Here is a 24,298-nt window from a genome sequence, read left to right as displayed (position 1 = left end):
TTCCTCGGGTATAATCTCAGCCGCTTTTACACAGCACCCCTTGAGACGCTGGCAAAGATACATGGTCGGTTTAGATTATTTGACTTTTTAAAGTAGAAAAGCTATAGAAGTAAAAACGATGGTGATGACTGCTGTAAACTGGGATCACGCCGGGCAAAAAAGGTAAGAATCAGGCCAAAATTTCAGGTACATTTGACCTTTACAGCGCTAGTCTACATTTTCCTTTTGGTTGGACAACAACAGTCTTTACCCCCTCAATTGATGTGCTGGCTTAGTATTGCGTAAATTTCAACGAGAATATAAGTTGAGAATTATTAAATTATAAGTTATGTCCAACACAGGATTAATTATCGAAGAACGCAGCCGCGATATTGGTGATTTTCTGGTAGGAAGATTGATACCCTTCCGCCAAAAGCGTATGGTAGGCCCGTTTATTTTTATCGATCATATGGGACCTACAGAGTTGGGACCTCATCAATATATGGATGTGGATCAGCACCCGCATATAGGTCTTTCTACGCTTACCTACTTAATGGAGGGAGAGATCAGACATCAAGACGGGATTGGTACTGACCAGGTCATCACTCCTGGCGCGGTTAACTGGATGGTGGCTGGAAAAGGAGTCACGCATACGGAACGCACTCCCCAAGCCTTGCGAGATAAAGGCAAGTCATTTACCATGCATGGCTATCAGATCTGGGTGGCTTTGCCCAAAGACTTGGAAGACTTGGCACCATCTTTTCATCATTTTGAACCATCAGAATTACCTAAATGGGAAGAACAGGGGGCTAGATTTCAATTGATTGCAGGCACCGGCTACGGCCATACCTCTCCGGTTCCAGTGCATTCAGACCTTTTTATGGTAGATGTGGTTACCACACAGGATTTTAATCTTAATATCAAAGACCATCTTAAAGGTGAAATAGGTATAACCGTGGTTACTGGCGGTGTATGGGCCTGTGGCCAAGAAATTAATGCGGGAAATATGTTGGTAAGCAAAACCAATGATGCTTGCGAAATCAAGGTCAAGGCGGGCAGTCACCTACTACTTTTTGGTGGAAAAGCCTTTCCAGAAGAAAGACATATCTATTGGAACTTTGTTAGCCACTCCAAAGAAAAAATAGAACACGCCAAAAGCGCTTGGGAGGAAAAAAGCTTCCCCATGATGGAAAATGACGATACCTATGTTTCTCTCCCTAAATAATGAAGAAACACCAATTTTCAATGGTTAATTAGATTCACCTATAGGACTATTGCAGTTTTAAAAACGAAGAGCAAGCGATAAAAAGCCAATGTTAACCGTTGCTAAAAAGCATTAAACTTTTGTTAGTGGGTGTAGGATAACCTATGGATTTCTTTATCTTTTAAAAAACAAATTTTATGAAAACGCCAAATTACAAGGAAACCAAAGGAAAACATCCCATCCCAAAAGCTAAAGGCATTGCCAAGGATGACAATTTACAACCCAAATCGGTCAAGACTTATGATAACGAAGAGGAAGAATAACCTACTCGATTAGACTACTAATAGCCTCGTTGACCCACTGCGGCAACGAGGCTTTTTTATTAGGCGATGGTGGCTCCGTTCAGAATCTCATCATCTGGATTAACAAAGACCAATTTACCCTCTGGATCTTCGGCCAGTAGAATCATTCCTTGTGATTCAACACCTCTTAATTTTCTTGGTGCCAGGTTGACCAAAACGGTTACCTTTCGACCGACCAGGTCCTCAGCTTTATAATGCTGAGCAATTCCGGACACAATGGTACGTTTGTCAATACCAGTATCTACGGTCATCACCATCAATTTATCGGTCTTCGGCATTTTTTCTGCAGTAAGAATTTCTCCTACCCGCAGATCCATCTTCATAAAATCATCGTACTGGGTTTCATCTTTTTGCGGCATGAGTTTTGGGTTTTGCGTGGTATTATTGGCTTTTGTGGTAGCGAGCTTATCCAACTGCGCCTGAATTTGTTCATCCTCAATTTTTGAAAAGAGCAATTGTGACTTTTGGACCTGATGTCCTGCGGCTAGCAAGGCTTTTTCACTTTCAACAGTCTCCCAGCTTACTGAATCTGATAAACCTAAGATGTGCCTAAGTTTTTTAGACGTATGTGGAAGAAAAGGTTCGCTGAGGACTGCGAGCGCAGCTGTGAGTTGCAAGCACACGTACATGATGTTTTGAACTTTTTCCGGATCGGTTTTGACCAGTTTCCAGGGCTCGAGGCCTTCTTCAGCGATATAACGGTTACCCAAACTGGATAGATGCATGAGTTCGGCGAGGCTTTCGCGAAAGCGGTAACGTTCCAGACTACCACCTATGTTGCCAGGATAAGTCTTGATTTTTTCCAGGAGTTCCTTGTCCCGTGGTTCCAGGCCGGTAGGTTGAGGCACCACGCCGCCGTAATATTTGTTAGTCAGTACCACCACACGGTTGACAAAATTCCCCAAATTGGCTACAAGTTCGTTGTTATTACGGGCTTGAAAGTCTTTCCAGGTAAAATTGTTGTCCTTTGTTTCTGGAGCATTGGCCGTTAACACATATCTCAGCACGTCCTGTTGACCTGGAAAATCCTGTAAATATTCGTGAAGCCATACGGCCCAATTTCTGGACGTAGAAATTTTATCATCCTCCAGGTTGAGAAATTCATTAGCGGGAACGTTTTCTGGCAATATAAAATCTCCGTGTGCCTTAAGCATGGCTGGAAAAATTATACAATGGAAAACTATGTTGTCCTTACCTATGAAATGAACCAGGCTGGTATCCTCATCTTTCCAATAGTCTTCCCAGTTTTTGTTTTCTCGAGCCGCCCATTCTTTGGTAGCTGAAATGTATCCGATAGGAGCATCAAACCAAACGTACAGCACTTTACCCTCAGCACCTTTAACTGGCACTGGAATTCCCCAGTCCAGATCTCGAGTAACAGCTCTGGGATGCAAGCCGTCAGTAATCCAACTTTTAACTTGACCTACCACGTTGCTCTTCCAGTCGGTAGCATGGTCCTCAACAATCCATTGGTTCAACCATTCACTATACTCATCCAGCGGAAGGAACCAATGTTTAGTTTCCTTCAGTTGTGGTTGGTTGCCTGTGATGGCACTTTTAGGATTGATCAGATCCGTGGCATTATGGCTGGTACCACATTTTTCACATTGATCCCCATAGGATTCTGGATTGCCGCACTTGGGACAGGTACCCACTACAAAACGATCGGCCAGAAACTGGTCTGCCTGTGCGTCATAGAGTTGTTCTGTCACCTTTTCCACAAATTTCCCATCATGATAAAGTTGGGTGAAAAAGGCACTGGCGGTCTCATGGTGTATAGGCGCACTGGTACGGCTGTAATTATCAAAAGAGATCCCAAACTCCTCAAAAGAATCTCCAATCATGGTATGGTAGCGATCGACCAATTCCTGTGGAGAGATGCCTTCCTTTTTTGCCTTGATGGTGATAGGCACACCGTGCTCATCACTTCCACAAATAAAAGCTACATCTTTTCCTTTAAGTCGCAGGTATCTGGCATAGATATCGGCTGGCACGTACACACCTGCAAGATGCCCAATATGGACAGGCCCGTTGGTGTAAGGAAGTGCAGCGGTGATCGTAAATCTTTGTTGCTTACTCATGAATGAATTTTGAGAGTCGCAAATTTACAATTAATAAGCTTGAACCCACAGATTTTTACATCTGCTGCGGGAGTAATCTACCCTTTATTACTTTGCATAAAACAAGTCTTCTAGTGTTGAGAGTCCAGGCTAAAACTGGAATGTCCACAGTGATAATAACAGTGAGCTGACTATGCATCTCATTCTAAGTCATTATCTCAACAAAAACTGTTTAGAGTATTCCTGGCCGTTGGTGGAAATCCTGTAGATATAGGGACCTGCATCCATACGCGTATTCAGACCTGCTTTGATATCAAATTCGTGCATTCCCGGAGCGTAATAGGAATTGGCCAGCTGACCGATTTCTTGACCCAACATATTATAAATACGAATATCCAGTTTTCTACCAGATTCCAATTGTACACGCAAACGCTCTCCATCTGGCGCATTGATAACCAGATGATGAAAATCTTGTTGGACGACATTATCAATTCCGGCGGTGGTACAATTAAAGCCTAGATTCAACGTGTTGTAATTTCCATTGAGCATGGCTTGATCTACCATCCCTGGTGGAATACATAGCCAATCCTTTAATACAGTGGTATACACATCCCTAAAATCAATATTGTGGATCATATTTCCATTGTTGTCCAATTGCGTAAGGCTGGGATGAGCACCGATAAAACCGTTTCCGTTCAGACCACCTCCAAACAACATCATTGGGGCAGCAGCTCCATGGTCTGTCCCATTAGATCCATTCTCTTCTACCCGCCTGCCGAATTCTGAAATCGTCATACACAATACCTCATCTTGGTTCCCATAGGCAGTAAGATCGGTATAAAAGGCGTCGATAGCATCTGACAGTTTTTGGAGACGATCTGCATGGGTTCCGGCTTGGGAGGCATGTGTATCAAATCCGTCCAAGGTCACCATATAAACTTTGGTTCCCAATTGTCCCTTGATCAACCTGGCCACAATCGAAAACTGCTCAGCAATATTGTTATTATTATAAGTAGCCTGAGTGCTACTCGCTTGGTAAGCCGTATTGATTACCCCTGCATACCTGAATGTGTTATTGGTGGTTGAACGCAGGAAGCTGAGCTGGTCACCATAGGTACAGGCAGGAACATTCACAGGATCATGCTGCCAACCATTTTGGGCCAGGTTATATAATTGTTGAGGATCAGCCACGGAAAAAGAATAATTGGTCTGCAGTCCTTCAAAGGCCAGATTACCCAAACTACCGATCTGAATAGCTGGCGGAACGGCCGGCGGATTCAATATAAAATTGGGGAACTCACTTTCAAACAGCCTGCCCATCCATCCAGTTTCTTCTTGATTAACGGCGTCAATTGAGGCCCAAATATCACTGGACCTAAAATGTGACAAGTCCTGTACTGCATAGCCCACACCATTTACGACTTTCATCTGACCGTTACCCCATCTGGATTGTAGCGAACTCATAAAAGAAGGTAGACCAAAATCTGCATTTAACGCATATAGCGAATTTTGAGGTAAAGCGATACTGCTACGTCTGGAAGCATAGGTAGCGTAATCATAGACGGGTACTATTGTATTCAACCCATCGTTTCCACCTTTAAGTCTCACCAAAACCAAAATGCGGTCATTAGAAGAGCTATTAATGGCTGCTGTGAGCGGTGATGGCATTGCACTGGAAATCTGGGTGCCTCCCATGGTAAATGCACCTGCTCCGGCAATTCCCAAAGCCTGGAGAAAAGTGCGTCGGCTCCATGCCTCGTGTTCGTCGTGATGGGCTTTGGAGTTAGGATCTTGATAGGGGTGATGTTTTTGACACATGGGAATATTATTTGAGTTGGAATTCTGGCATTCTAAAAATATGTTGCAATAACAATACGACTTGGTAAGGCACGGACTGCCAGTAAAGATCCCATAGATTATTATCGTAATAGTTCTGTGGTACGTCACCTTTAAATACGGTGGTTGCCAGGTTATAATCTGCAGCTGTAAAAAGTTCCTGGGGGGCGAACCTATCCACAATATCTTTGGCAATAACAGCAGGATCATTAGTGGAAGAGGAGCTGTCCAAGGCGATATTTCTAAATAACTCCTGATCCTGGTTCCAACTCACCCACATGATATATTCCAACCCCTGCCATCTTCCGGTTATGGTGTTGCTATTGATCCAATCTCGATCACCCTGCCATCCAGCGACATCAATGGGATTAAAGTAATCTTGTCCCAAAATACCAGCAATATAGGCCAGTGTCTGAAGTTCATCATCCGTAAGCGAAAAGTTAGCCTCTTTGATAAAAATCGCAAAGCAATCGATTGGGTCTTTGATGATCGTAGAAAGCGCGGCCTCATCAAAAAAGTGTTGGCTTTTAAATAACTGTCTCAATACGGGAGCGATCTCCCAATTTGCATTTCGGAAAGTTGCAGCCAGCTGATCAATGATAACGGAAGAAGGGAGTTCTGGACTTACAAATGCCCTATAGATCTTTTTTACAATATGGGTTGAAATTTCCATCGGTCTGACGGCAAACAAGTGATCGATCAAGGTGTCATGGTCATAATTTGCCGTAATACCAAAAATGGTTTTTGGGTTATTGTCCCAAGTTGACGTCTGAAAATTGATCGGTGCGCCCAGTTCGGTCCACTGGTTATAACCAGTCAAGGCTCTTGATGCCTCAACGATATCATTTTGGGTGTAATTATTATTCTCACCCAGGGTGAACAACTCAAATAGTTCGCGCGCATAATTCTCATTGGGACTGAATTTATTATTGAGCACGCCGTTGAGGTATACCAGCATGGATTCATTCTTTCCCATCTCCTTGACCAAGGTTTTGAAATTACCTAAAGCGTGGGTTTGCAATAGATTGTAGTACTGATACATCCAACTGGGTGCCGAATAATCCTCCACTCTTGTCACAAAATGATTGTGCCAGAACAAGGTCATCCTTGCTCTAAGGTTCATGTTCAAGGTGTCATTATACACCTGTCTGATCCACTCCCTGATTTGCAGAATACGTTCTTGGTTGTAGTCCGTATAATCACTTCTAGACCAGTTGCTCCAACTTGGAGCAGGTGTAACTGTATATCCAGCTGCTGTGGTAATTAGTTGATCTATAAAAACATCGGGCATCTGGGCAAGAGCAGCGGCTTCTAGACCTTGGGTGCGTCCGTATCCCAGTCGTCGTAAGGCGTGACGAACTCTCTTTGTATCCCATGGAGTAGTGGTATCAGGCACGAAGGTGGTCAGCGGAGCCGTGTTGCAGGAGGTTAGGGTTTGCATGAGCTACAAATTTTAAGTAAGATTGGTTTAAATGATTAACTTGGTATTTGAACTATTAGTATGTCCAATGGTTTAAATGAAGATAATTCTTTTTTTTTAATGCATTATAAACCAAATCATTACCTGAGCGCAGGTGCACATATTAGGATCCTCTGTACGGCAAGAAGCGCTGCATCTACTGCACTTTCACCAGCTGTACAACTGCTGGAATCATGGGGCTTGAGTACCAGTTATGGAGGTACGGTGGATCAGGTGCACCACCAGTTTGGTGGAGATAAAATACAACGGTTAAAGGATTTTCAAGATGCCATGGATGATCCGGAGGTTGACGCTATCTGGATTGCCAGGGGTGGTTATGGCACCATTCAACTCATGGATGGGCTCGATCTTTCCGGACAGCCTAAATTAATTTTAGGGTATTCGGATGTGACATTATTACATGCGTTATGGCAACGTCATGGATGGACAAGCATACATTGCTTTATGCCGCTGGAACTCTCCCAAAAACCCAAGGCATGTGTTCAAGCTATGAAACAGGCACTTTTGGGTGATGCGAGCTCAGAACGGGTACGGATCAATATTGAAAATGATCAACAGCTTTCACCTCAACAAATTAGTGCTTCTGTAGTAGGAGGAAACCTTTCTATTCTTTACAGTTTGTTGGGAAGTACAGATTTTCCTAAAACAGAAGGTCGAATATTATTTATTGAGGAGATTGACGAGTACCTTTATCATATAGAGCGTATGTTGTACTCTTTGAAGCGTGCCGGTCATCTGACTGGGCTACGAGCGTTATTGGTAGGCGGGATGACCGACCTGCGAGATCATGAGATTCCTTTTGGTAAGGATGTGATTTCTATTATAAAGGATGTAACTAATGAATATCAATTTCCAGTTGTATTCAACTTTCCAGCCGGTCACATAGCAGATCATCGCCCTATATTTCTAGGACAAACTATGCATATAAACATCCAGAATCAACAGATCATTTTTTCACAGTAGATGGCAGATCACAATATATTAGGAACAGAAGGTGAGGACATGGCAGCGAGCTTTGTTCAAAAAGAAGGTTATGACATCTTGAAAAGAAACTATACCTATAATAAAGGAGAAATAGACATCATTGCTAGAAAGAATGATATTATCGCCATTATTGAGGTAAAAACAAGATCTACTCCAGATTTTGGCGATCCCCAGACCTTTTTAAAACCAAAACAAATTAAAAAACTCATAGCTACCGCAGATCATTACGTACAAGAATATATTACAGATAATGTAGAAGTCCGTTTTGATATTGTGGCGATCATCAGGAATAAGCAGGGTACCAAACTGGAGCATATCAAGGATGCATTTTACCATTTTTAAACTCTGGAACACGCTTAACGTCTTGAATCCATGAATATTGGCGTTTCAATAAACTTCATATTTCAACTTTCAGACCACAAAAAAATCCTTTGTTCAGATGGAAAATCTGCTCAAAGGACTTGTTTATTTTAGGATTTTTATCTGGTTAAATTTCCTTGACCAGATAAACGTAAACGGGGAAATGGTCACTAAAACCACCCGTAAAAGTTCCATCGGCAAAACTTCGGAAAGGATAACCTTTGTACCTTCCTTCTTTATTGGTCATAAAACTAGGATTATAGATACCTGCCATATAATATTTATAACCAGGTTGCTTGGCTTCGACCAGCAGTGGGTAAGTAAGCATGATTTGGTCAAATATATTTCCGGCATCCCTATATGCCAGTGTATTATAACCATCCTTTAGCATCTGGATGTATGGATTATAAATGGCCTGCGGCTTTACATTTTCTCGTTCCTGCTGGGCATTTAGTGTTACCAACACGCTTTCATTAATCGGGTCGTCATTGAGATCACCCATGATCATAACTTTAGACATTGCGTCCACACTATGCAACGAATCGATGACCTGTTTGTTTAAAGCAGCAGCAGCCACACGGTTCGGTCTACTTTTTTGTTCACCTCCACGACGCGATGGCCAGTGATTTACAATCAGACTGATTTTGTCTCCATCCAACTCACCGGTGACCACCAATTGGTCCCTGGTATAGATACGATCGCCATCACTTTTATCATAAATAAGGAGCTCCTTGGAAACGCTGTTTAACACTTTGAAATCTGCCTTTTTATAAAGCAGGCCAGTGTCAATACCCCTGCGGTCAGGAGAATCGTAATGTACAATACCGTAGTCAAACTCTCTCAGCAGTGGATGATTAATAAGGTCCTCCAGCACTTTTCTGTTTTCAATCTCACAGACTCCGACCAAAGCAGGAGCAGTTTGCGCTTTGGCAGCACCGATCTTTCTGATTACTCGGGCCATATTGGTGAGCTTTTTCTCATATACAGAGGCTCTGACACCTTCGGCCATTTCCATGATCGGACTGGCTTCGTCGTTAATCGATGTATCATCCTCTATGTCAAAAAGATTCTCAAGATTGTAGAAAGCTACTGTCTTGACTTTGTATTGTTTGGCTTGTCCCGATGACTGTGCATGTGCCGCTTTCGCGAAAGCGATAACCGCCAACACACTGAATAATAGGTTTTTATACATGTTGTTTTAACTCTCTTAAGTTATGTTTTTGTAAACTCTGTTACAATTTGCGCGCCAAAGGTAATCAACTGATAAGAATATCGTAGTTTTGCGCGCTTTTCATAACGAAATCTTAATATTAACAAATGATGATTAAAAAAATGGACAGGATTTTCTTTGGTATGTTCATGCTATTTGCCAGTTTGGGAATGGCACAGGAGCTGCTAAAGGGAAGAGTCATTGACGAGACCAGTGAAGAACCCATACCAGGCGTACTCATTGAGTTAGTGGGCACTCCATACACCGCTACTACTGACGCCAACGGATATTTTACCTTTGATCAGGACCTGACTGAAGGCAATCAAAAAATCCGTGTTTCTTTCAACAATTATTTGACCAAAACAATTCCGGTGGTCATTAGCACCACTAATGTTGTCAATATTGATCCGCTATATTTGGAATCAGACAACATCAACGAGCAACAATCCGTGGGGGTGATTTCTTTGACAGAAAATGACCTGGCTGAAGATGAGAATGCGGCCAATAATATTTCTGGACTGCTACAGGCCTCAAGAGACCAATTCTTAAGGGCAGCTGCTTTTGATTTTTCGGCCACTTTCTTTAGACCCAGAGGTTTGAACAGTGAAGATGGTGACGTGTTAATCAATGGACTGCGTATGAATAAACTTTTTTCTGGTCGCCCACAATGGAGCAACTGGGGTGGAGTGAATGATTTACAGCGCAACCAGACCTTTACCATGGGGCTCTCTCCAGCTGAAAATACTTTCGGTGGTTTAGGTGGTGTTCAGAGTATAGATATGCGCGCTTCACAGCAACGTGAAGGAACCCAAATCAGTGTGGCTGTTGCAGATCGTTCCTATGAAGGTAGATTTATGGTATCGCATCGCAGTGGTCTGTTGAACAACGGATGGTCATATGCCATTCTTGCTTCTAGACGTGCAGGTGATGAAGGATTTAGTGAAGGTACGTTGTATGATGCCAATTCCTTGGCGCTTTCGGTAGAGAAAAAATTCAGCGATGCACACTCCCTTAACTTTACGGGAATGTATACTCCCAACAGAAGGGGTCGTCGTGCACCGATGACCCAGGAAATACGTGACCTAAAGGGATTGCGTTACAACCCATACTGGGGTAACCAAGACGGTGCGGTTAGAAATAGCCGTATCAGGGAAATTGTTGAGCCCATCTTTATGCTCAACCACTACTGGACAGTAAATGACAAGCTACGTGTCAACACCAACGTCGGGTACCAATTTGGAAAAATCGGGAACACCCGTATTGATAACGGTGGAACTCGATTGGTCACTACTCCTGATGGACAGAATGCTTATATAGGTGGAGCGAGAAATCCGAATCCTGACTATTACCAAAACTTACCCAGCTATTTCTTGAGGAATGGTCAGGAACCTATTGACTTTATGAATGCTTATTTAGCACAACAGGAATTTCAGGCTGATGGTCAGTTGGATTGGGCATCCTTGTACGAAGCCAATAGACTTTCTACACAAAATGGCGGTAACTCTATTTATGTGATTCAGGAAGATCGAATTGACGATGATTTATTGATGGCCAACACCATCATCAGTGCTGATCTCACAGACAACATTTTATTTAACGGTGGGGTTTCCTATAGAAAACTTACCAGCGAAAACTATGCGCGCATTGATGACCTACTAGGTGGAACTGGTTATCTGGATGTAGATTTCTTTGCACAGGAGACTTCAGACATCACCCAGGACCAAGCCGCTCAATCTGACTTGAATAATATGAATCGTATCGTAGGAGAGGGAGACCGTTACAAGTACAACTACGATATTTTTGCTGATGAAGTGGAAGGATTTGTGCAGGCGCAGGTGAAGACCAAAAAGGTAGATTTCTATACGGCCCTCAATCTTTCCAGAACTACTTACCAAAGGGACGGAAAATATAGAAACGGAAACTTTGCCGAAAACTCGTTTGGGTTAGGGGAAAAGCTGGACTTTACCAATTACGGTGTAAAGGCCGGAGCTACTTATAAAGTAAGCGGTAAGACTTTCCTTGATATCAATGGAGCTTATTTTACTCAAGCACCTACCATCAGAAGCTCATTCGTAAATGCCAGACAGAACAATCAAACCGTTCCTGGACTTGAGTCTCAAACGATTTACAGTACAGATGCCAGTTATATCTTTAAGAGTCCTATCGTAAAGGCTCGTCTTACTGGATATTACAGCAAATTTGAAAACAGTACTGACATTAGTTTCTACTTCAGCCAAAGGATCTCAGGATTGGATTCCAACGTAGAAGGAAATGCCTTTGTACAGGAAGTGGTTAGTAATATCGATCGACGTAACATTGGGATGGAATTTGGATTGGAAGTTCAGGCGACACCAACGATTAAATTGAAAGCGGCTGGATCTATAGGACAAAGCGTCTATACCAACAATCCAAATTTTGCGTTGTATTCTGATGACTTTACAACTGAAGAGAACGAGAACGGTGTTACTTTTGGGGATGGTACAACGAATTTGAAGGATTATCACGTGGCCGGTGGGCCAGAAAAAGCGATGCAGATAGGTTTTGAATACCGCGATCCAGACTACTGGTGGATCGGCGCTACAGCCAACTTCTTCAGCAACGCCTATGTTGATGTGGCACCGCTACCGAGGTCTGAAGGATTCGCTCTAGATCTAGATGGCCAACCTATCGTAGGTTATGATGAGAATGTGGCTCGGGAATTATTAAGACAAGAAAAATTCGGAAGCTATGATTTGGTGAATCTGGTCGGTGGAAAATCATGGAAAATCGGAGACAAGTACGTAGGTTTTTTTGCCACCATCAACAACGTTTTTGACACAGAATATCGCACTGGAGGATTTGAGCAGGGAAGAAATGGTAACTATACCAGCTTGCTGGAAGACCGTAACAATCCGATTGAGATATTTGCCCCACGTTATTTCTACGGAAACGGTCGTACTTATTACCTCAACTTCTACCTAAGATTCTAAACAATAAATGATTAAATTAAGCACAAATAACAATAGCAATATGAAAACGATTAACAAACTCATCGCATTGGCGTTTTTGGCGGCAGCCACTTTCTCCTGTGTGGAAGACGACGACTTTGCCGTTCCATTTACGGAACCTCAGGAGGTAAGTATCGACGGGAACGTCGTAGAACTTAGCACGGTTGCTGGACGTTTGGCGCAAAGCAACGAAGATATTGTCACCTTTGAAACCACCAATGAGTACGTTTCTGGATACGTTATCTCCAGTGATGAAGGTGGAAACTGGTTCAAAGAATTGATCATCCAAGATAAACCCGAAAACCCTACAATAGGTCTGGTCATTTCTATCGATGTGAATCCTTTATTTACTAGATATGATTTCGGAAGAAAGATCTTTGTAAAATTGGATGGTTTGAGCGCAGGTACAGAAAATGGTGTGCTGACTTTGGGTATAGGTTCTGGAAATAGCATTGAGCGTATCCAAGCCAGCAGAGAGAATGAAATCATTACCAGAAGCCCTGAAACAGCTGACATTGTTCCTACTGTTTTGGCCTTTAATGAATTCTCTGAGGACCACGAATTGACCTGGATTCGCTTACAAAATGTACAATTTGTAACGGAAGATTTAGAAAAGAGTTATGCTGCCGAGGCAGAAGACCAGTTTGATGGTGAACGAGCGATTAAAAGCTGTAACGATGCATTTGGAACACCTGCAATATTCTCTACCAGTACATTTGCTGACTTTAAAGCCTTAGACCTTCCAGAAGGAAAAGGAAATATTGATGCTATATTGACCAGAGACTTTTTTGACGATTATTATATTGTTAGCGTTAACGGTCCTCAAAATGTAATGTTGGATGACCCGAATCGTTGTGACCTCACACCATTTTCTTGTGGAACAGCTGCAGGACCTGGAGCCAATGTCATTCTTAATGAAAATTTTGAGACCCAATCTACTGGATCTGCTGCTATGCCAGCTGGATGGACTAATTTTCAAGAGGCTGGAACTGAAACATGGGAAGTTTATACAGCTGGCGGGACTAATGCGTCTTTAGGAAAAAGTGTGAATTGTGGATCCTTCAGATCTGGTGATGCCAGCACGATTGCTTGGTTGGTCACTCCGGAATTTGATTTTGACGCCCAAACTGGTGAAGTCTTCTCTTTCGAAACTTCAAATAGTTTTGCCGATGGTTCCAGTATGCAAGTACTATATTCCGATGATTGGGATGGTACGCAGGCAAATATCCCTGGTGCTACATGGCAACCATTAGCAGATGCAACCATCGTTAGCGATAATGAGAATTTCGGGAACTGGGTTTTTTCAGGAAATGTATCGCTTGACTGTGCTGTTGGTACAGGACATATTGCTTTCCGATATGAAGGAAGTGGTGATGCTGGAACTGATGGAACTTACGAGTTGGACAACATTTCTTTGACCAGCAACTAGGTCATTCATATACGACGGGACTATTCTTGTCATTTATATCAAAAAGCCATTGCAGCATTTGCAATGGCTTTTTTATTTCCAATATTGTTCGGTTCGTTCTCTACCTTCAAGTTTACCAAGGATAGTGAGATCGTAATAGACCACACCAAGCTCAAATAGCCTCCACATTCTAAACAGTAATAAGGTGCTATCACCTAAGGACGCAATTTATTTTTTGATCAATCATAGAAATCCCTGTATATATAACCAATCAGACTCAGCGACATAGGGTTGAACAATTAAATACGCTCCTTTAAACCCTACATTGTTGCCGGATAATCTTTTTCATTAAGATTTTCTAAGATAAAAGAGAAGTAAATGAAAAACACAACTGAATTTCCTGAAAGAAGGCACTGGATACATAAAGATGGGGCAGAAGAAAGGATAATAGGACCGGATCTACCTATGGCAATAACATCCCATCTCTAGTCAAAGAGATCATTTAATAAACATTTCCAACTGAGCAGTGGTTCTCCTCGAAAAATGGGAATAAAAAAACGCCATCCGAATGGGATGGCGTTTATATTTATTTCCTCTTAAGATGAGGAGAAAACTTGAAATTATTTTACCAAGTTGATCTCAACACGACGGTTTTGCGCTCTACCAGCAGCGGTACTGTTATCTGCAACTGGCTTGCTTTCTCCGTAACCTTGCGAACTCAAACGGAATTCATTGATACCGTTTTCAACCAAGTAAGTTTTAACCGAAAGGGCTCTGTCGTCAGACAATCTCTCATTATAACGTGCACTACCAACACTGTCGGTATGACCATCAATAGAGAATTTAGCCTCTGGGTATTTATTCAAGATCGCAGTGATGTCAGCCAAAGTTTGAGCAGACTCAGCTTTGATCGTAGCTTTTCCAGTATCGAACAAGATAGTTCTTGCATATTCATTCAATTGAGCTTGAACCTCCTGTGGTGGAAGAGCAGGTCTTGGACAACCGTTCAATTCGGCTATACCAGCTTCATTTGGACACTCGTCCTCAGAATCTTGGATCCCGTCACCATCTGTGTCAGGACATCCATTAAATTTGGCTAGACCAGCAACCGTTGGACACTCATCGTCTCCATCAGCTACACCATCATTATCACCGTCAGGACAACCCATTAATTCAGCTTTCCCGGCAACTTCTGGACATTTATCATCCTTGTCTAACACACCGTCACCATCTGTATCAGGACATCCATTGTTCTCTGGAGTTCCAGCAGCATAAGGACAATCATCTTGAGAATCCTGAATTCCATCATCATCAGAATCTGGACATCCCATAAACTCTTCTTTTCCTGGTGTTTCTGGACATTTATCGTTTTTATCGATAATCCCGTCTCCATCAGTGTCTGTAGCTCCCCAGAGCAATTTCAAACCTACAGTATGTTGCCAGTGTTTTGGATTTGCATCCTCAAAGGCATGTTTGTAAGTTGTACCGACGTTTGCAGCGATATTTTCTGTAATCAATACATCAAATCCGAAAGTTCCATTAAACGTACCGAAACCTTCATCATCTAACCATTGGTAGGATCCACCTACGCCCAAATAAGGACTAAAGACGCTTTGGGAGTTCCACAACTCATTAATGTTGTATTTCAATCCACCACCTAGAGCGTAATAAGAAATATCATCGATAGAAGTATCACCTACTTGATCTATTTGATTGATAGAAAAGTTACCAGAAGCAACGATTCCGTCGCCAACGTAGTACCCAACTTCGAATCTGCTAGGTGCAGCAAGAAGATTATAATGGTCTACATTAAAAAATTCGTCAAAGTATTCGCCTAAGCCTTGATCTGGCTCCCCGACTGGGTAAAGATCAATGGCATTAACACCGATTGTTACGGCCCAAGGGTTGTTTTCATTTTGAGCAAAGCTCAAACTGGCAGAAAGAAATATAGCACCAGCGACTATTAGTTTAGTTATGTTTTTCATTGTTGGAAGTATTTAAAATCAACGACGCAAAATTACACCCTTCACGTTCACTGACAAGTATGCTTTAAATAAATTTCTGCAAAAATTGACTTAAAAATGTTTATTCCTTGTTAATTTTAGATAACTCCTAACCTTTTTCCAACTTTTTCAAAGGCTAAAATCGCTTTTTCTAAATGTTTTATGTCGTGAGCGGCACTCAATTGGACCCTGATACGAGCTTTCTCTTTTGGCACGACAGGATAAAAGAAGCCTATAACGTAAATACCTTCCTCTAAGAGTTGATCGGCCATTTTCTGGGATAACTTGGCGTCATATAGCATTACAGGAACAATAGCACTATCACCATCAACGATATCAAATCCCAAGGCTAGCATCTTCTCTTTAAAATAACTTGTATTGGATTGAACTTTTTCAATTAAGTCTGTGCTTTTATCGATTAAATCCAAAGCTTTTATCGACGCACCTACAATAGAAGGTGCCAAAGAATTGCTAAACAGATAGGGTCTGGAACGTTGTCGTAACAAATCGATGACCTCTTTACTCGCACAAGTATAACCTCCCATGGCACCCCCCAAGGCTTTACCCAAAGTTCCTGTGACAATATCTACACGACCTAAAACTCCTTTTGCCTCAAGGGTTCCTCGACCAGTGCCCCCCAAAAAGCCAGCTGCATGACACTCATCTACCATGACCATCGCATCATATTTATCGGCAAGATCACAAATCTCATCCAATGGAGCTAATAATCCATCCATGGAGAAAACACCATCAGTAACGATAATCTTGAATCTCGCACCATCCTCATTTGCTTGTTTGAGTTGTGCTTCTAGGTCGGCCATATCTCCGTTTGCATACCTATATCTGCCTGCCTTACATAACCTGACTCCATCAATGATAGAGGCGTGATTGAGCGAATCAGAAATGATGGCATCCTCTTTAGTTAGCAGTGGTTCAAACACTCCGCCATTGGCATCAAAACAAGCCGCATATAGTATGGTATCCTCACAGCCATAAAATTCGGCCAACTTGCGTTCCAATTCTTTGTGAATATCTTGGGTTCCACAAATGAACCTCACCGAACTCATTCCAAAACCATGTGAATCTAACGTGTCTTTGGCAGCTTGAATGACTTCTGGATGAGAAGACAATCCCAAATAATTATTGGCGCAAAAGTTGATCACCTCACTGCCGTCCTCCAACTTGATGACCGCATCCTGAGGAGAAGTAATTACTCTTTCCTTTTTATAAAGGCCAGCTTCCTTTATTTCAGCCAGCTCTTTTTGAAGATGTTCTTTGATAGCTCCGTACATATTTATGCTTTGATTTTTACAAAGGTAACGGGTAGATTTAGGAAGTCAAGACCATTTAACGATTTCCATTTGATCGGTATAGACCAATATCTTACCTGTTACCCGCCAACCCATCAAGGCCAACTGTTGGGCATAGCCATCCACCTGCGTTTTATGACGATCATCCAGCGCTCCAGTTTTGTAGTCCATAATGACTACTTGGTCATCCTTGATCACCAAACGATCAGGGATCAGCCGCTTACCGTTTGGCAATAAGATCGGATACTCGTTAATAACAGTATATTCAGCTTTAAAAAACTGAGCGATCGCTGGATGGTTGACTACTTTACCCATCTTATCGATCAGAGATTCTCGCTCTGCCTCTAATAACGACGTATCGCGATTGACCTGCGAGCTTACTTGATCGAGGTTAACATCGTACTTGACCTTGGCTAGGTATTCGTGAAGCAGGTTACCTTTATTAATAGACTCAATTGCACCAGAAGCCCATAGACTACCTTTGCGTGTGGAAATGGCAATTCTTTCTGGATCAATATTCACTTCATACTTTTCCATTTGTTGAATTTGATCGCCAGGCGATGGCTCGCTTTTCCGCTGCGAGAATCCCTGCCTTATCGAAACCCAACCTTCATGTTGAACTTCTTCCCAGCTCACCTGCTCGACAAACTGTTTTAACAACTGGCTATAATTACGGCTATCACCTTTAATTTCTTTGTCAATGGCACTGATGAACAGCTGTTCCCTAGCTCTGGTAAAGGCCACATAGAGCGTATTGATATGGTCCATTTGAGCTTTGGATAATTCCTGCTGATAGACGGCAGGTGCAGGATCTGGATAAAGCAAATTGGTTTTGTTGAGAGCGATGTATACGTTTTCAAAACCCTCATGATTATTTGGGTCTACAGGCACCCATGCCATGGCTTTCCTTATATCGTCAATTTGAGTATCACAATGAGGAACGATGACTACTGGGAATTCCAACCCTTTACTTTTATGAATAGTCATGATCTGTACCGCATCGACATCGGCGCTGGCTGGAACACTTAAATTTTCCTGCTTGAGTCCCCAATGTTCCAAAAAGCCGGACAAACTTACTTCATAACCTCTGGAATATTCAAATACAAACTCCAAAAAGGCCTGTAGCCTAGTATCTGGTTCTCCAAACAATCCAAGCGCCGCGGCAACAGATTCAGTGGCTTGGAATAATGGCGCTTTTGCGAAAGCGGAATCCAACAATACCTCTTCCTGTGTCGGGAAGGACTCACAAAATGATCTCCAATCCTGCTCCATATACAGGGAAATAAATTGATTCAAATGATCCACATCAAATACTTTGGCATAAGCCAGTAAAAAATCGAATCTCGGAGCTTTTTGATCGGGCGTCTGTAGCATACGCATAAAATGGACCAGTAACTGCACTTTGGCAGAGGCATGGACCAGGAGACTGTCTCCAGAAACCACAGGCATGTGTTGTGATACCAGATATTGGGCAATGGCATGTCCTTGTTTATTGGTACGCACTAAAACACAAATATCGCCAGGATTAAATCCGCTGGCCAGGGCTTGTTCTACCTGCCGCATCACATGAACAGGGTAAGGACTATCCATCTCTTCGTCCTCTATCTCGTGAATTGCCGCTTGGTCTTTGTCCAAAAAATCAATTTGTATATAACCTCCTGGCTTGTTTCTGGTTTCTTGCTTGAGAAAATCAGCGTACAATCCTTTGTAGACCTCGTGATTCAAATGCTGACCGTAAAAATCAAAAAATTCATTATTAAACTCAATGATTTGATCAAAGCTACGCCAGTTGGCTTCCAGACTTTTATTGAGTTTGGGCATTTCAAACAGATAATCACCGGCCAACAGGTCTAAGAATTGATCTGCATCCCCTCCTCTCCATCGGTAAATGGACTGTTTGGCGTCCCCCACTAACATCAGGCTCCCTCGTTGCCCAGAGTCGCGTTCCTGTTGTAATGCATTTGCTATCAGCGGTTGCATATTGCTCCACTGCAACTTGCTCGTATCTTGAAATTCGTCAATAAAAAAGTGCGTATATCGTTCCCCTAGCCGTTCATATATAAAAGGTGCGGGCTCGTCCCTGATTTGCTCTGAAAGAAGAGCATTAAATTCGTAGATGGGCACAATTTGTTCTGCCTCCTTGATCTTTTCAATCTCCAGCATGAGCTCATTCAACAAAGACAATGGAGTTAAGTGCTTGAGAATATTCTTGTAAAAGGCTACCTGGCCAAAATTACTTGTATACAGTTCAGCGAGTTCTACCAGGGCTGGTCGTAGAGCTTCAATGCTATCCTGCGCTTCTGGACTGGCCGATTTGTTATATAGACTTGCATCAGCCATTCCAGCGATATAACCTTTGGTTGGATCCAAGTCAAATTTACCTTGGGCAGAATGCATGATTAATTTGTAGCAGCGATCAGCTTTGTAGAAAAAATCCTCTGCCTGTAGTCCATTCTGATCAATTTGTCCCACAATTTTACCAGCCATTTCTTCAAGCTCGACCCGTGCTTTTATGATTTTCTGCTGTACGCTTTCGCGAAAGCGTACAAAATCTTCCATCTTTTTATCTTTGAGTTGCTTGAGATAGGCAAAGTGATTTTCTTTAGGAATCAACTCAGCGATATCGTGTAGATCGTATTCGATATCCCAACTCCGGCCCTCATCAATCTTCCCTAGAGAGAACTCCACTAAAAATTTGGTCAACTCTGGCTCCTGGCCCGCCCTGGAAAGTAATTGATGGATCGCTTTGGACACCAAACGCTTGAAATCCATCTCCACCTCAAAATTGGCTGGCAAATCAATATCCTTGGAGAAGGTGCGCAAGATGCGATGATTAAAAGCATCGATGGTCACAATATCAAATGCAGAATAGTCGTGAAGCAGTCGATCATGAATATGCTGGGCTTTATTTCTAAAGGCGCGATCATCCAACTGCGTCAGCTCCTGGATATGAGTTTTGATACCCAAGACTTTCGTGGCAGGCTCTGGACGGGTAAATTCTAGAAGGTATTCCAGAATTCGCTCCTTCATTTCCTGGACAGCTTTATTGGTAAAGGTTACGGCCAAAATCTGACGGTAAGCACGGGAACCGGGATGCTGGAATAGTAAACTCAAATAATCTCGTGCCAGCGTATAAGTTTTACCGGAGCCAGCACTGGCACTATAAAAAGTAGTCGACAAATGGGTCATGCCCAAATATAAGCATACCTAAGAGCTAATGAGCAGAAGTTGTAAAAACTGAAGCATATTAACCTAAATCAGCTGTTTTTCTCGCTGAAATTCTTTAAGGATAAAATAACAGGCTAAATTTTAACAGTCAACCCTTAACACTTAATTTTAAGGCTCAATTATGTAGAACCAATAAAAACGACCATTATGTCTTTTGAATTACCAAACTTACCCTATGCGCACGATGCGCTAGAGCCACATATAGATGCCAGAACCATGGAAATCCATCATGGAAAACACCATCAAGGTTATACCAATAAGTTGAACGATGCCATCAAAGGTACCGACAATGAAGGTAAAACCATTGAGAATATCCTAAGCCATTTGGACATGGATAATAAAGCCGTAAGAAACAACGGTGGTGGATTCTATAACCACAGTTTGTTTTGGACGGTAATGTCTCCAAATGGTGGTGGAAATCCATCAGGTGAACTGGCCGATGCCATCAACGCGTCTTTTGAATCTTTTGAATCATTTAAAAACAAATTTGCTGAAGCAGCCAAAGGTCAATTCGGATCAGGATGGGCTTGGCTTTGTGTTCATGAAGGAGGAAAACTGGATGTATGTGGAACGCCTAACCAAGACAATCCGCTCATGCCAGGAGTAGGCTGTGGTGGAACACCAATTTTAGGAATTGACGTATGGGAACACGCTTATTATCTCAACTACCAAAACAAGCGCCCTGATTATGTAGAAGCCTTTTTTAAATTGATCAATTGGGAAGAAGTTTCCAGAAGATTTGCCGAAGGAAAATAATTTTTTTTGAGCTGAGCTTTAGGTTTTAACACCCAAGGCTCGACTTAGACAGCAGAAAGCCTTGATCCAGCTAGATCAAGGCTTTTTTAATTTATAGATTCAAGTTGTGAAATTGTCAGTGAGCGGTTTGATCAATACGCACGCTCATCATTGCCTTCGTAGAAATTAATGTAAGCGCGATTTACCACTCGATTGCCTCCATCAGTAGGATAATTCCCGGTAAAATACCAGTCTCCCATATTTTTGGGACAAGCTTGGTGTAAGTTCTCCACCGTCTGATAAATGATTTTGACTTCAGCATTCAGGTCTTCGTCTGACAGTAATTCCCCGATTTTATCTGAAATTTCTTGGTCTGTAAAGGGATCATACAATTCCTTGACATGATTGACCACATTTTCATCTTCGTACTCTGTCTGTAATTTACATTTGTGGTAGATTTCTTCTACAATATCGTAGGTTCCGCGGTCTTTGTGCAGTTCCAACGCAGCCCTAAAGGCTACCAACCCTTCTAATCTTGCCATGTCAATTCCATAGCAATCCGGATAACGTATTTGTGGAGCACTGGACACTACAACAATTTTCTTTGGCCTCAGTCGGTCCATCATTTTTAAGATGGATTTTTTGAGTGTGGTCCCTCTCACGATTGAATCATCAATAATCACCAGGTGGTCTTCTGGTTTTACCACACCATAAGTGACATCATAAACATGGGCTACAAGGTCGTCCCGAGAAGAATCTTCCGTTATAAAGGTGCGTAGCTTAGCATCCTTAATGGCAATTTTTTCAGTTCTCAGCTTTCGCGAAAGCGTACGGTCAACCTCCTCTGCCGTGAGCTTACCTTCACCAGCGATAATGTAGTCTCTTTTCTGCTGATTTAAAACCGCATGACCTTCTTCTACCATGCCGTAAAATGAAGTTTCTGCCGTGTTGGGAATATAGGAGAAAACTGTATTGTCAATATCGTGATCGATAGCTTCCATGATATCTGGAAACAATAGTTTTCCCAGCATCTTGCGTTCCTGATAAATCTCAGCATCACTACCACGTGAGAAATAGATGCGTTCAAACGAACAGGCTTTTCGCTCGAGTGGCTTGACGATCTGCTCCAGGGAAACTTTACCGTTCTTTTTGATGATGATGGCCTTGCCCGGATCCAACTCCTTGACTTCATCAAAGGCCGCATCAAAAGCTGTCTGAATTACTGGGCGTTCACTAGCTACTACCACCACCTCATCATCCTGGTAATAATAGGCCGGTCTGATCCCAGCAGGGTCCCGCAATAAAAAGGCGTCACCATGACCCATCAAACCACCCATGGCATAACCACCATCCCAATCCTTGGCACTTTTTCTCAATACTTTGGCTACATCCAACTGTTCGGCAATCTTAGGACTGGCCTCAATTTTAGTCAGACCTTGGGATTTAAATTTCTTATAGAGCTTACTGACCTGACGATCCTGAAAATGTCCAACCTTTTCCATGACCGTCACAGTGTCTGCCATGTCTTTGGGATGTTGCCCCAACTCGACCAATTTGTTGAATAATTTGAACACATTGGTCATGTTGAAATTTCCAGCCATGATCAGGTTACGGTGCATCCAGTTGTTTTGTCGCAAGAATGGATGTACAGATTCAATGCTGTTTTTTCCAAAAGTTCCATAGCGCACGTGACCCATGAGCAATTCACCTATATAAGGTATCTGTGCTTTTTGGGCCTGAATATCATCTTTGATTGAAGGTTGTGCAGCCAATTCTGAATTGATACGCTCGTTAATTTGAGCAAAAATGTCTTGAATCGGTTGAGCTGCATTACTGCGCACGCGGGAGATATAACGTTGACCAGGTTTGACATCTAATTTGATACTGGCAAAGCCCGCTCCGTCCTGGCCGCGGTTGTGTTGCTTTTCCATCATCAAATACATCTTATTGATGCCGTAGTAGGCCGTCCCGTACTTTTCCTTATAGTAATCTAAAGGTTTGAGAAGGCGGATGAGTGCAATACCGCACTCGTGTTTTAACTGGTCGCTCATGGGGGCTATCGTATGAGTTCAAAAATAAAAAAGCCCCAAGAATTCCTGAGGCTTTTGTGATGGTATTTATGTGGTTTTTAATTCAAATTTTGTGAGGGCCTTAAACTGCTCCAGCCGTTCCTCGATTTCCTTGTTGGTTATGCTTTGCATGCGTTCGGTTCCAAATTTTTCGACACAGAAAGAAGCAAAATTAGATCCGTAGATAATCGCGCGTTTCATGTTTTCAAAACTGTAATCTCCGCTCGCGGCCATAAATCCAGCAAATCCACCAGCAAAAGTGTCTCCTGCACCGGTAGGGTCAAAAACTTCTTCCAGCGGTAAAGCTGGAGCAAAGAAGATGTCCTCTCCGTGAAATAACAGGGCACCGTGCTCTCCTTTTTTGATCACAACATAAGTAGGACCCATTTCATGGATCTTGCGTGCTGCATTCACTAGGGAATATTCACCAGAAAGCTGTCTGGCTTCCTCGTCATTAATGGTAATCACATCTACCTTGGCAATGACCTCGTGTAACAAATCCAACGCCGAATCCATCCAGAAATTCATCGTGTCTAGAATGATCAACTTAGCATCTGGCGTCTGTTCGATCACACCTAATTGAACTGCAGGATGCAGGTTACCCAACATCACGACTTCGGCATCTTTAAAGGAATCTGGAACTACTGGATTAAAATCCGCAAGAACGTTAAGTTCAGTAGCCAGTGTATCTCTGGAGTTCATATCGTTGTGGTATTTGCCTGACCAAAAGAAAGTTTTCCCATCCTTTACCACCTCAATTCCTTCAACATTCATCCCTCTGTTTTTCAACATATCCAGGTATTCCTGCGGGAAGTCTCCACCAACAACACTTACCAATCCAACCTCGGTATTAAAATGTGAAGCGCTAAGACCAATAAAGGTAGCGGCACCACCCAGAATTTTGTCGGTTTTGCCGAATGGAGTTTCGATGGCGTCAAAAGCTACCGTACCTACCACAACTAATTTGCTCATGAAATATTTTTTTTTGCAAAAATAAGGTATTGGAATTTGATGAAAGAACACTCAACAGGACGATCCTGGTTAACACTCCAATAATCTTATCTATCTTCTTTAAGCTTAACG

The 24,298-nt window shown here is 42.4% G+C and carries 16 protein-coding genes; 7 read left to right on the top strand and 9 right to left on the bottom strand.

What is annotated here, in order from left to right; genetic code table 11:
- Positions 1-328 precede the first annotated feature (328 nt).
- Both EGM47_RS03385 and EGM47_RS16575 read left to right on the top strand, forming a co-directional pair.
- A complete protein-coding gene (locus EGM47_RS03385) occupies positions 329-1,204 on the top strand; it encodes a pirin family protein (protein ID WP_124979340.1) in 876 nt (291 codons plus the stop codon).
- A gap of 176 nt (positions 1,205-1,380) precedes the next feature.
- Positions 1,381-1,506: a hypothetical protein gene (locus tag EGM47_RS16575; RefSeq protein WP_262707047.1), complete on the top strand. Its 126-nt coding sequence runs from the start codon at positions 1,381-1,383 to the stop codon at positions 1,504-1,506.
- Between the two features lie 59 nt (positions 1,507-1,565).
- Here the strand turns inward: EGM47_RS16575 and metG are convergent, their stop codons facing one another.
- The 3 genes from metG to EGM47_RS03370 form a co-directional block, all read right to left on the bottom strand.
- Positions 1,566-3,626 (bottom strand): methionine--tRNA ligase, encoded by a 2,061-nt coding sequence (gene metG / locus EGM47_RS03380; protein WP_124979339.1) that lies wholly within the window; start codon positions 3,624-3,626, stop codon positions 1,566-1,568.
- Between the two features lie 192 nt (positions 3,627-3,818).
- The gene (locus EGM47_RS03375; RefSeq protein WP_124979338.1) at positions 3,819-5,423 is read right to left on the bottom strand and encodes a DUF1501 domain-containing protein; all 1,605 of its coding nucleotides are present in this window, start codon (positions 5,421-5,423) and stop codon (positions 3,819-3,821) included.
- Positions 5,424-5,430: 7 nt separating this feature from the next.
- The gene (locus EGM47_RS03370) at positions 5,431-6,882 is read right to left on the bottom strand and encodes a DUF1800 domain-containing protein (RefSeq protein ID WP_124979337.1); all 1,452 of its coding nucleotides are present in this window, start codon (positions 6,880-6,882) and stop codon (positions 5,431-5,433) included.
- A gap of 99 nt (positions 6,883-6,981) precedes the next feature.
- On the opposite strand from EGM47_RS03370, the gene EGM47_RS03365 reads away from it, so the two are divergent.
- Together EGM47_RS03365 and EGM47_RS03360 are read left to right on the top strand one after the other, a co-directional pair.
- Positions 6,982-7,884 (top strand): S66 peptidase family protein, encoded by a 903-nt coding sequence (locus EGM47_RS03365; protein ID WP_124979336.1) that lies wholly within the window; start codon positions 6,982-6,984, stop codon positions 7,882-7,884.
- Entirely contained in the window at positions 7,885-8,247 is a 363-nt protein-coding gene (locus EGM47_RS03360) for a YraN family protein (protein ID WP_124979335.1), read from the top strand. It begins immediately after the preceding gene.
- Positions 8,248-8,392: 145 nt separating this feature from the next.
- Here the strand turns inward: EGM47_RS03360 and EGM47_RS03355 are convergent, their stop codons facing one another.
- The gene (locus EGM47_RS03355) at positions 8,393-9,457 is read right to left on the bottom strand and encodes an endonuclease/exonuclease/phosphatase family protein (RefSeq protein WP_124979334.1); all 1,065 of its coding nucleotides are present in this window, start codon (positions 9,455-9,457) and stop codon (positions 8,393-8,395) included.
- Between the two features lie 125 nt (positions 9,458-9,582).
- Between EGM47_RS03355 and EGM47_RS03350 the strand changes: the two genes are divergently transcribed.
- Positions 9,583-12,444: a TonB-dependent receptor gene (locus tag EGM47_RS03350; RefSeq protein WP_206052100.1), complete on the top strand. Its 2,862-nt coding sequence runs from the start codon at positions 9,583-9,585 to the stop codon at positions 12,442-12,444.
- A gap of 40 nt (positions 12,445-12,484) precedes the next feature.
- Entirely contained in the window at positions 12,485-13,891 is a 1,407-nt protein-coding gene (locus EGM47_RS03345; RefSeq protein ID WP_240642153.1) for a DUF5689 domain-containing protein, read from the top strand.
- A 599-nt stretch (positions 13,892-14,490) separates the two neighbouring features.
- On the opposite strand, the gene EGM47_RS03340 is transcribed toward EGM47_RS03345, so the two are convergent.
- The 3 genes from EGM47_RS03340 to EGM47_RS03330 form a co-directional block, all read right to left on the bottom strand.
- Entirely contained in the window at positions 14,491-15,855 is a 1,365-nt protein-coding gene (locus EGM47_RS03340; protein WP_124979332.1) for an OmpA family protein, read from the bottom strand.
- 116 nt (positions 15,856-15,971) lie between these two features.
- The gene (gene kbl, locus EGM47_RS03335) at positions 15,972-17,165 is read right to left on the bottom strand and encodes a glycine C-acetyltransferase (protein WP_124979331.1); all 1,194 of its coding nucleotides are present in this window, start codon (positions 17,163-17,165) and stop codon (positions 15,972-15,974) included.
- A gap of 45 nt (positions 17,166-17,210) precedes the next feature.
- Positions 17,211-20,372, bottom strand: a complete 3,162-nt coding sequence (locus EGM47_RS03330) for a UvrD-helicase domain-containing protein (RefSeq protein ID WP_124979330.1) — start codon at positions 20,370-20,372, stop codon at positions 17,211-17,213.
- Positions 20,373-20,558: 186 nt separating this feature from the next.
- Between EGM47_RS03330 and EGM47_RS03325 the strand changes: the two genes are divergently transcribed.
- Positions 20,559-21,167 (top strand): superoxide dismutase, encoded by a 609-nt coding sequence (locus EGM47_RS03325; protein ID WP_124979329.1) that lies wholly within the window; start codon positions 20,559-20,561, stop codon positions 21,165-21,167.
- A gap of 131 nt (positions 21,168-21,298) precedes the next feature.
- On the opposite strand, the gene EGM47_RS03320 is transcribed toward EGM47_RS03325, so the two are convergent.
- Together EGM47_RS03320 and EGM47_RS03315 are read right to left on the bottom strand one after the other, a co-directional pair.
- On the bottom strand, positions 21,299-23,197 hold the full coding sequence (locus EGM47_RS03320) for an amidophosphoribosyltransferase (RefSeq protein ID WP_124979328.1): 1,899 nt from the start codon (positions 23,195-23,197) through the stop codon (positions 21,299-21,301).
- A 66-nt stretch (positions 23,198-23,263) separates the two neighbouring features.
- Positions 23,264-24,187 carry a PfkB family carbohydrate kinase gene (locus EGM47_RS03315; RefSeq protein ID WP_124979327.1) on the bottom strand — a complete coding sequence of 308 codons (924 nt, stop codon included), beginning with the start codon at positions 24,185-24,187 and terminating at the stop codon, positions 23,264-23,266.
- Positions 24,188-24,298 lie beyond the last annotated feature (111 nt).

Origin of the sequence: Nonlabens xiamenensis (assembly GCF_003865345.1) — a bacterium.
Taxonomy (GTDB): Bacteria; Bacteroidota; Bacteroidia; order Flavobacteriales; family Flavobacteriaceae; genus Nonlabens; species Nonlabens xiamenensis.
The sequence above is the reverse complement of the archived record's forward strand: the minus strand, read 5'-3'. Positions and strand labels throughout refer to the sequence as shown.

What these genes read in the sequence shown, in the direction of transcription:
- EGM47_RS03340 (WP_124979332.1), bottom strand. Translation starts at nt 15,855, where the DNA reads ATGAAAAACATAACTAAACTAATAGTCGCTGGTGCTATATTTCTTTCT.
- EGM47_RS03360 (WP_124979335.1), top strand. Translation starts at nt 7,885, where the DNA reads ATGGCAGATCACAATATATTAGGAACAGAAGGTGAGGACATGGCAGCG.
- EGM47_RS03365 (WP_124979336.1), top strand. Translation starts at nt 6,982, where the DNA reads ATGCATTATAAACCAAATCATTACCTGAGCGCAGGTGCACATATTAGG.
- kbl (WP_124979331.1), bottom strand. Translation starts at nt 17,165, where the DNA reads ATGTACGGAGCTATCAAAGAACATCTTCAAAAAGAGCTGGCTGAAATA.
- metG (WP_124979339.1), bottom strand. Translation starts at nt 3,626, where the DNA reads ATGAGTAAGCAACAAAGATTTACGATCACCGCTGCACTTCCTTACACC.
- EGM47_RS03375 (WP_124979338.1), bottom strand. Translation starts at nt 5,423, where the DNA reads ATGTGTCAAAAACATCACCCCTATCAAGATCCTAACTCCAAAGCCCAT.
- EGM47_RS03320 (WP_124979328.1), bottom strand. Translation starts at nt 23,197, where the DNA reads ATGAGCGACCAGTTAAAACACGAGTGCGGTATTGCACTCATCCGCCTT.
- EGM47_RS03330 (WP_124979330.1), bottom strand. Translation starts at nt 20,372, where the DNA reads ATGACCCATTTGTCGACTACTTTTTATAGTGCCAGTGCTGGCTCCGGT.
- EGM47_RS03385 (WP_124979340.1), top strand. Translation starts at nt 329, where the DNA reads ATGTCCAACACAGGATTAATTATCGAAGAACGCAGCCGCGATATTGGT.
- EGM47_RS03345 (WP_240642153.1), top strand. Translation starts at nt 12,485, where the DNA reads ATGAAAACGATTAACAAACTCATCGCATTGGCGTTTTTGGCGGCAGCC.
- EGM47_RS03355 (WP_124979334.1), bottom strand. Translation starts at nt 9,457, where the DNA reads ATGTATAAAAACCTATTATTCAGTGTGTTGGCGGTTATCGCTTTCGCG.
- EGM47_RS16575 (WP_262707047.1), top strand. Translation starts at nt 1,381, where the DNA reads ATGAAAACGCCAAATTACAAGGAAACCAAAGGAAAACATCCCATCCCA.
- EGM47_RS03315 (WP_124979327.1), bottom strand. Translation starts at nt 24,187, where the DNA reads ATGAGCAAATTAGTTGTGGTAGGTACGGTAGCTTTTGACGCCATCGAA.
- EGM47_RS03370 (WP_124979337.1), bottom strand. Translation starts at nt 6,882, where the DNA reads ATGCAAACCCTAACCTCCTGCAACACGGCTCCGCTGACCACCTTCGTG.
- EGM47_RS03350 (WP_206052100.1), top strand. Translation starts at nt 9,583, where the DNA reads ATGATGATTAAAAAAATGGACAGGATTTTCTTTGGTATGTTCATGCTA.
- EGM47_RS03325 (WP_124979329.1), top strand. Translation starts at nt 20,559, where the DNA reads ATGTCTTTTGAATTACCAAACTTACCCTATGCGCACGATGCGCTAGAG.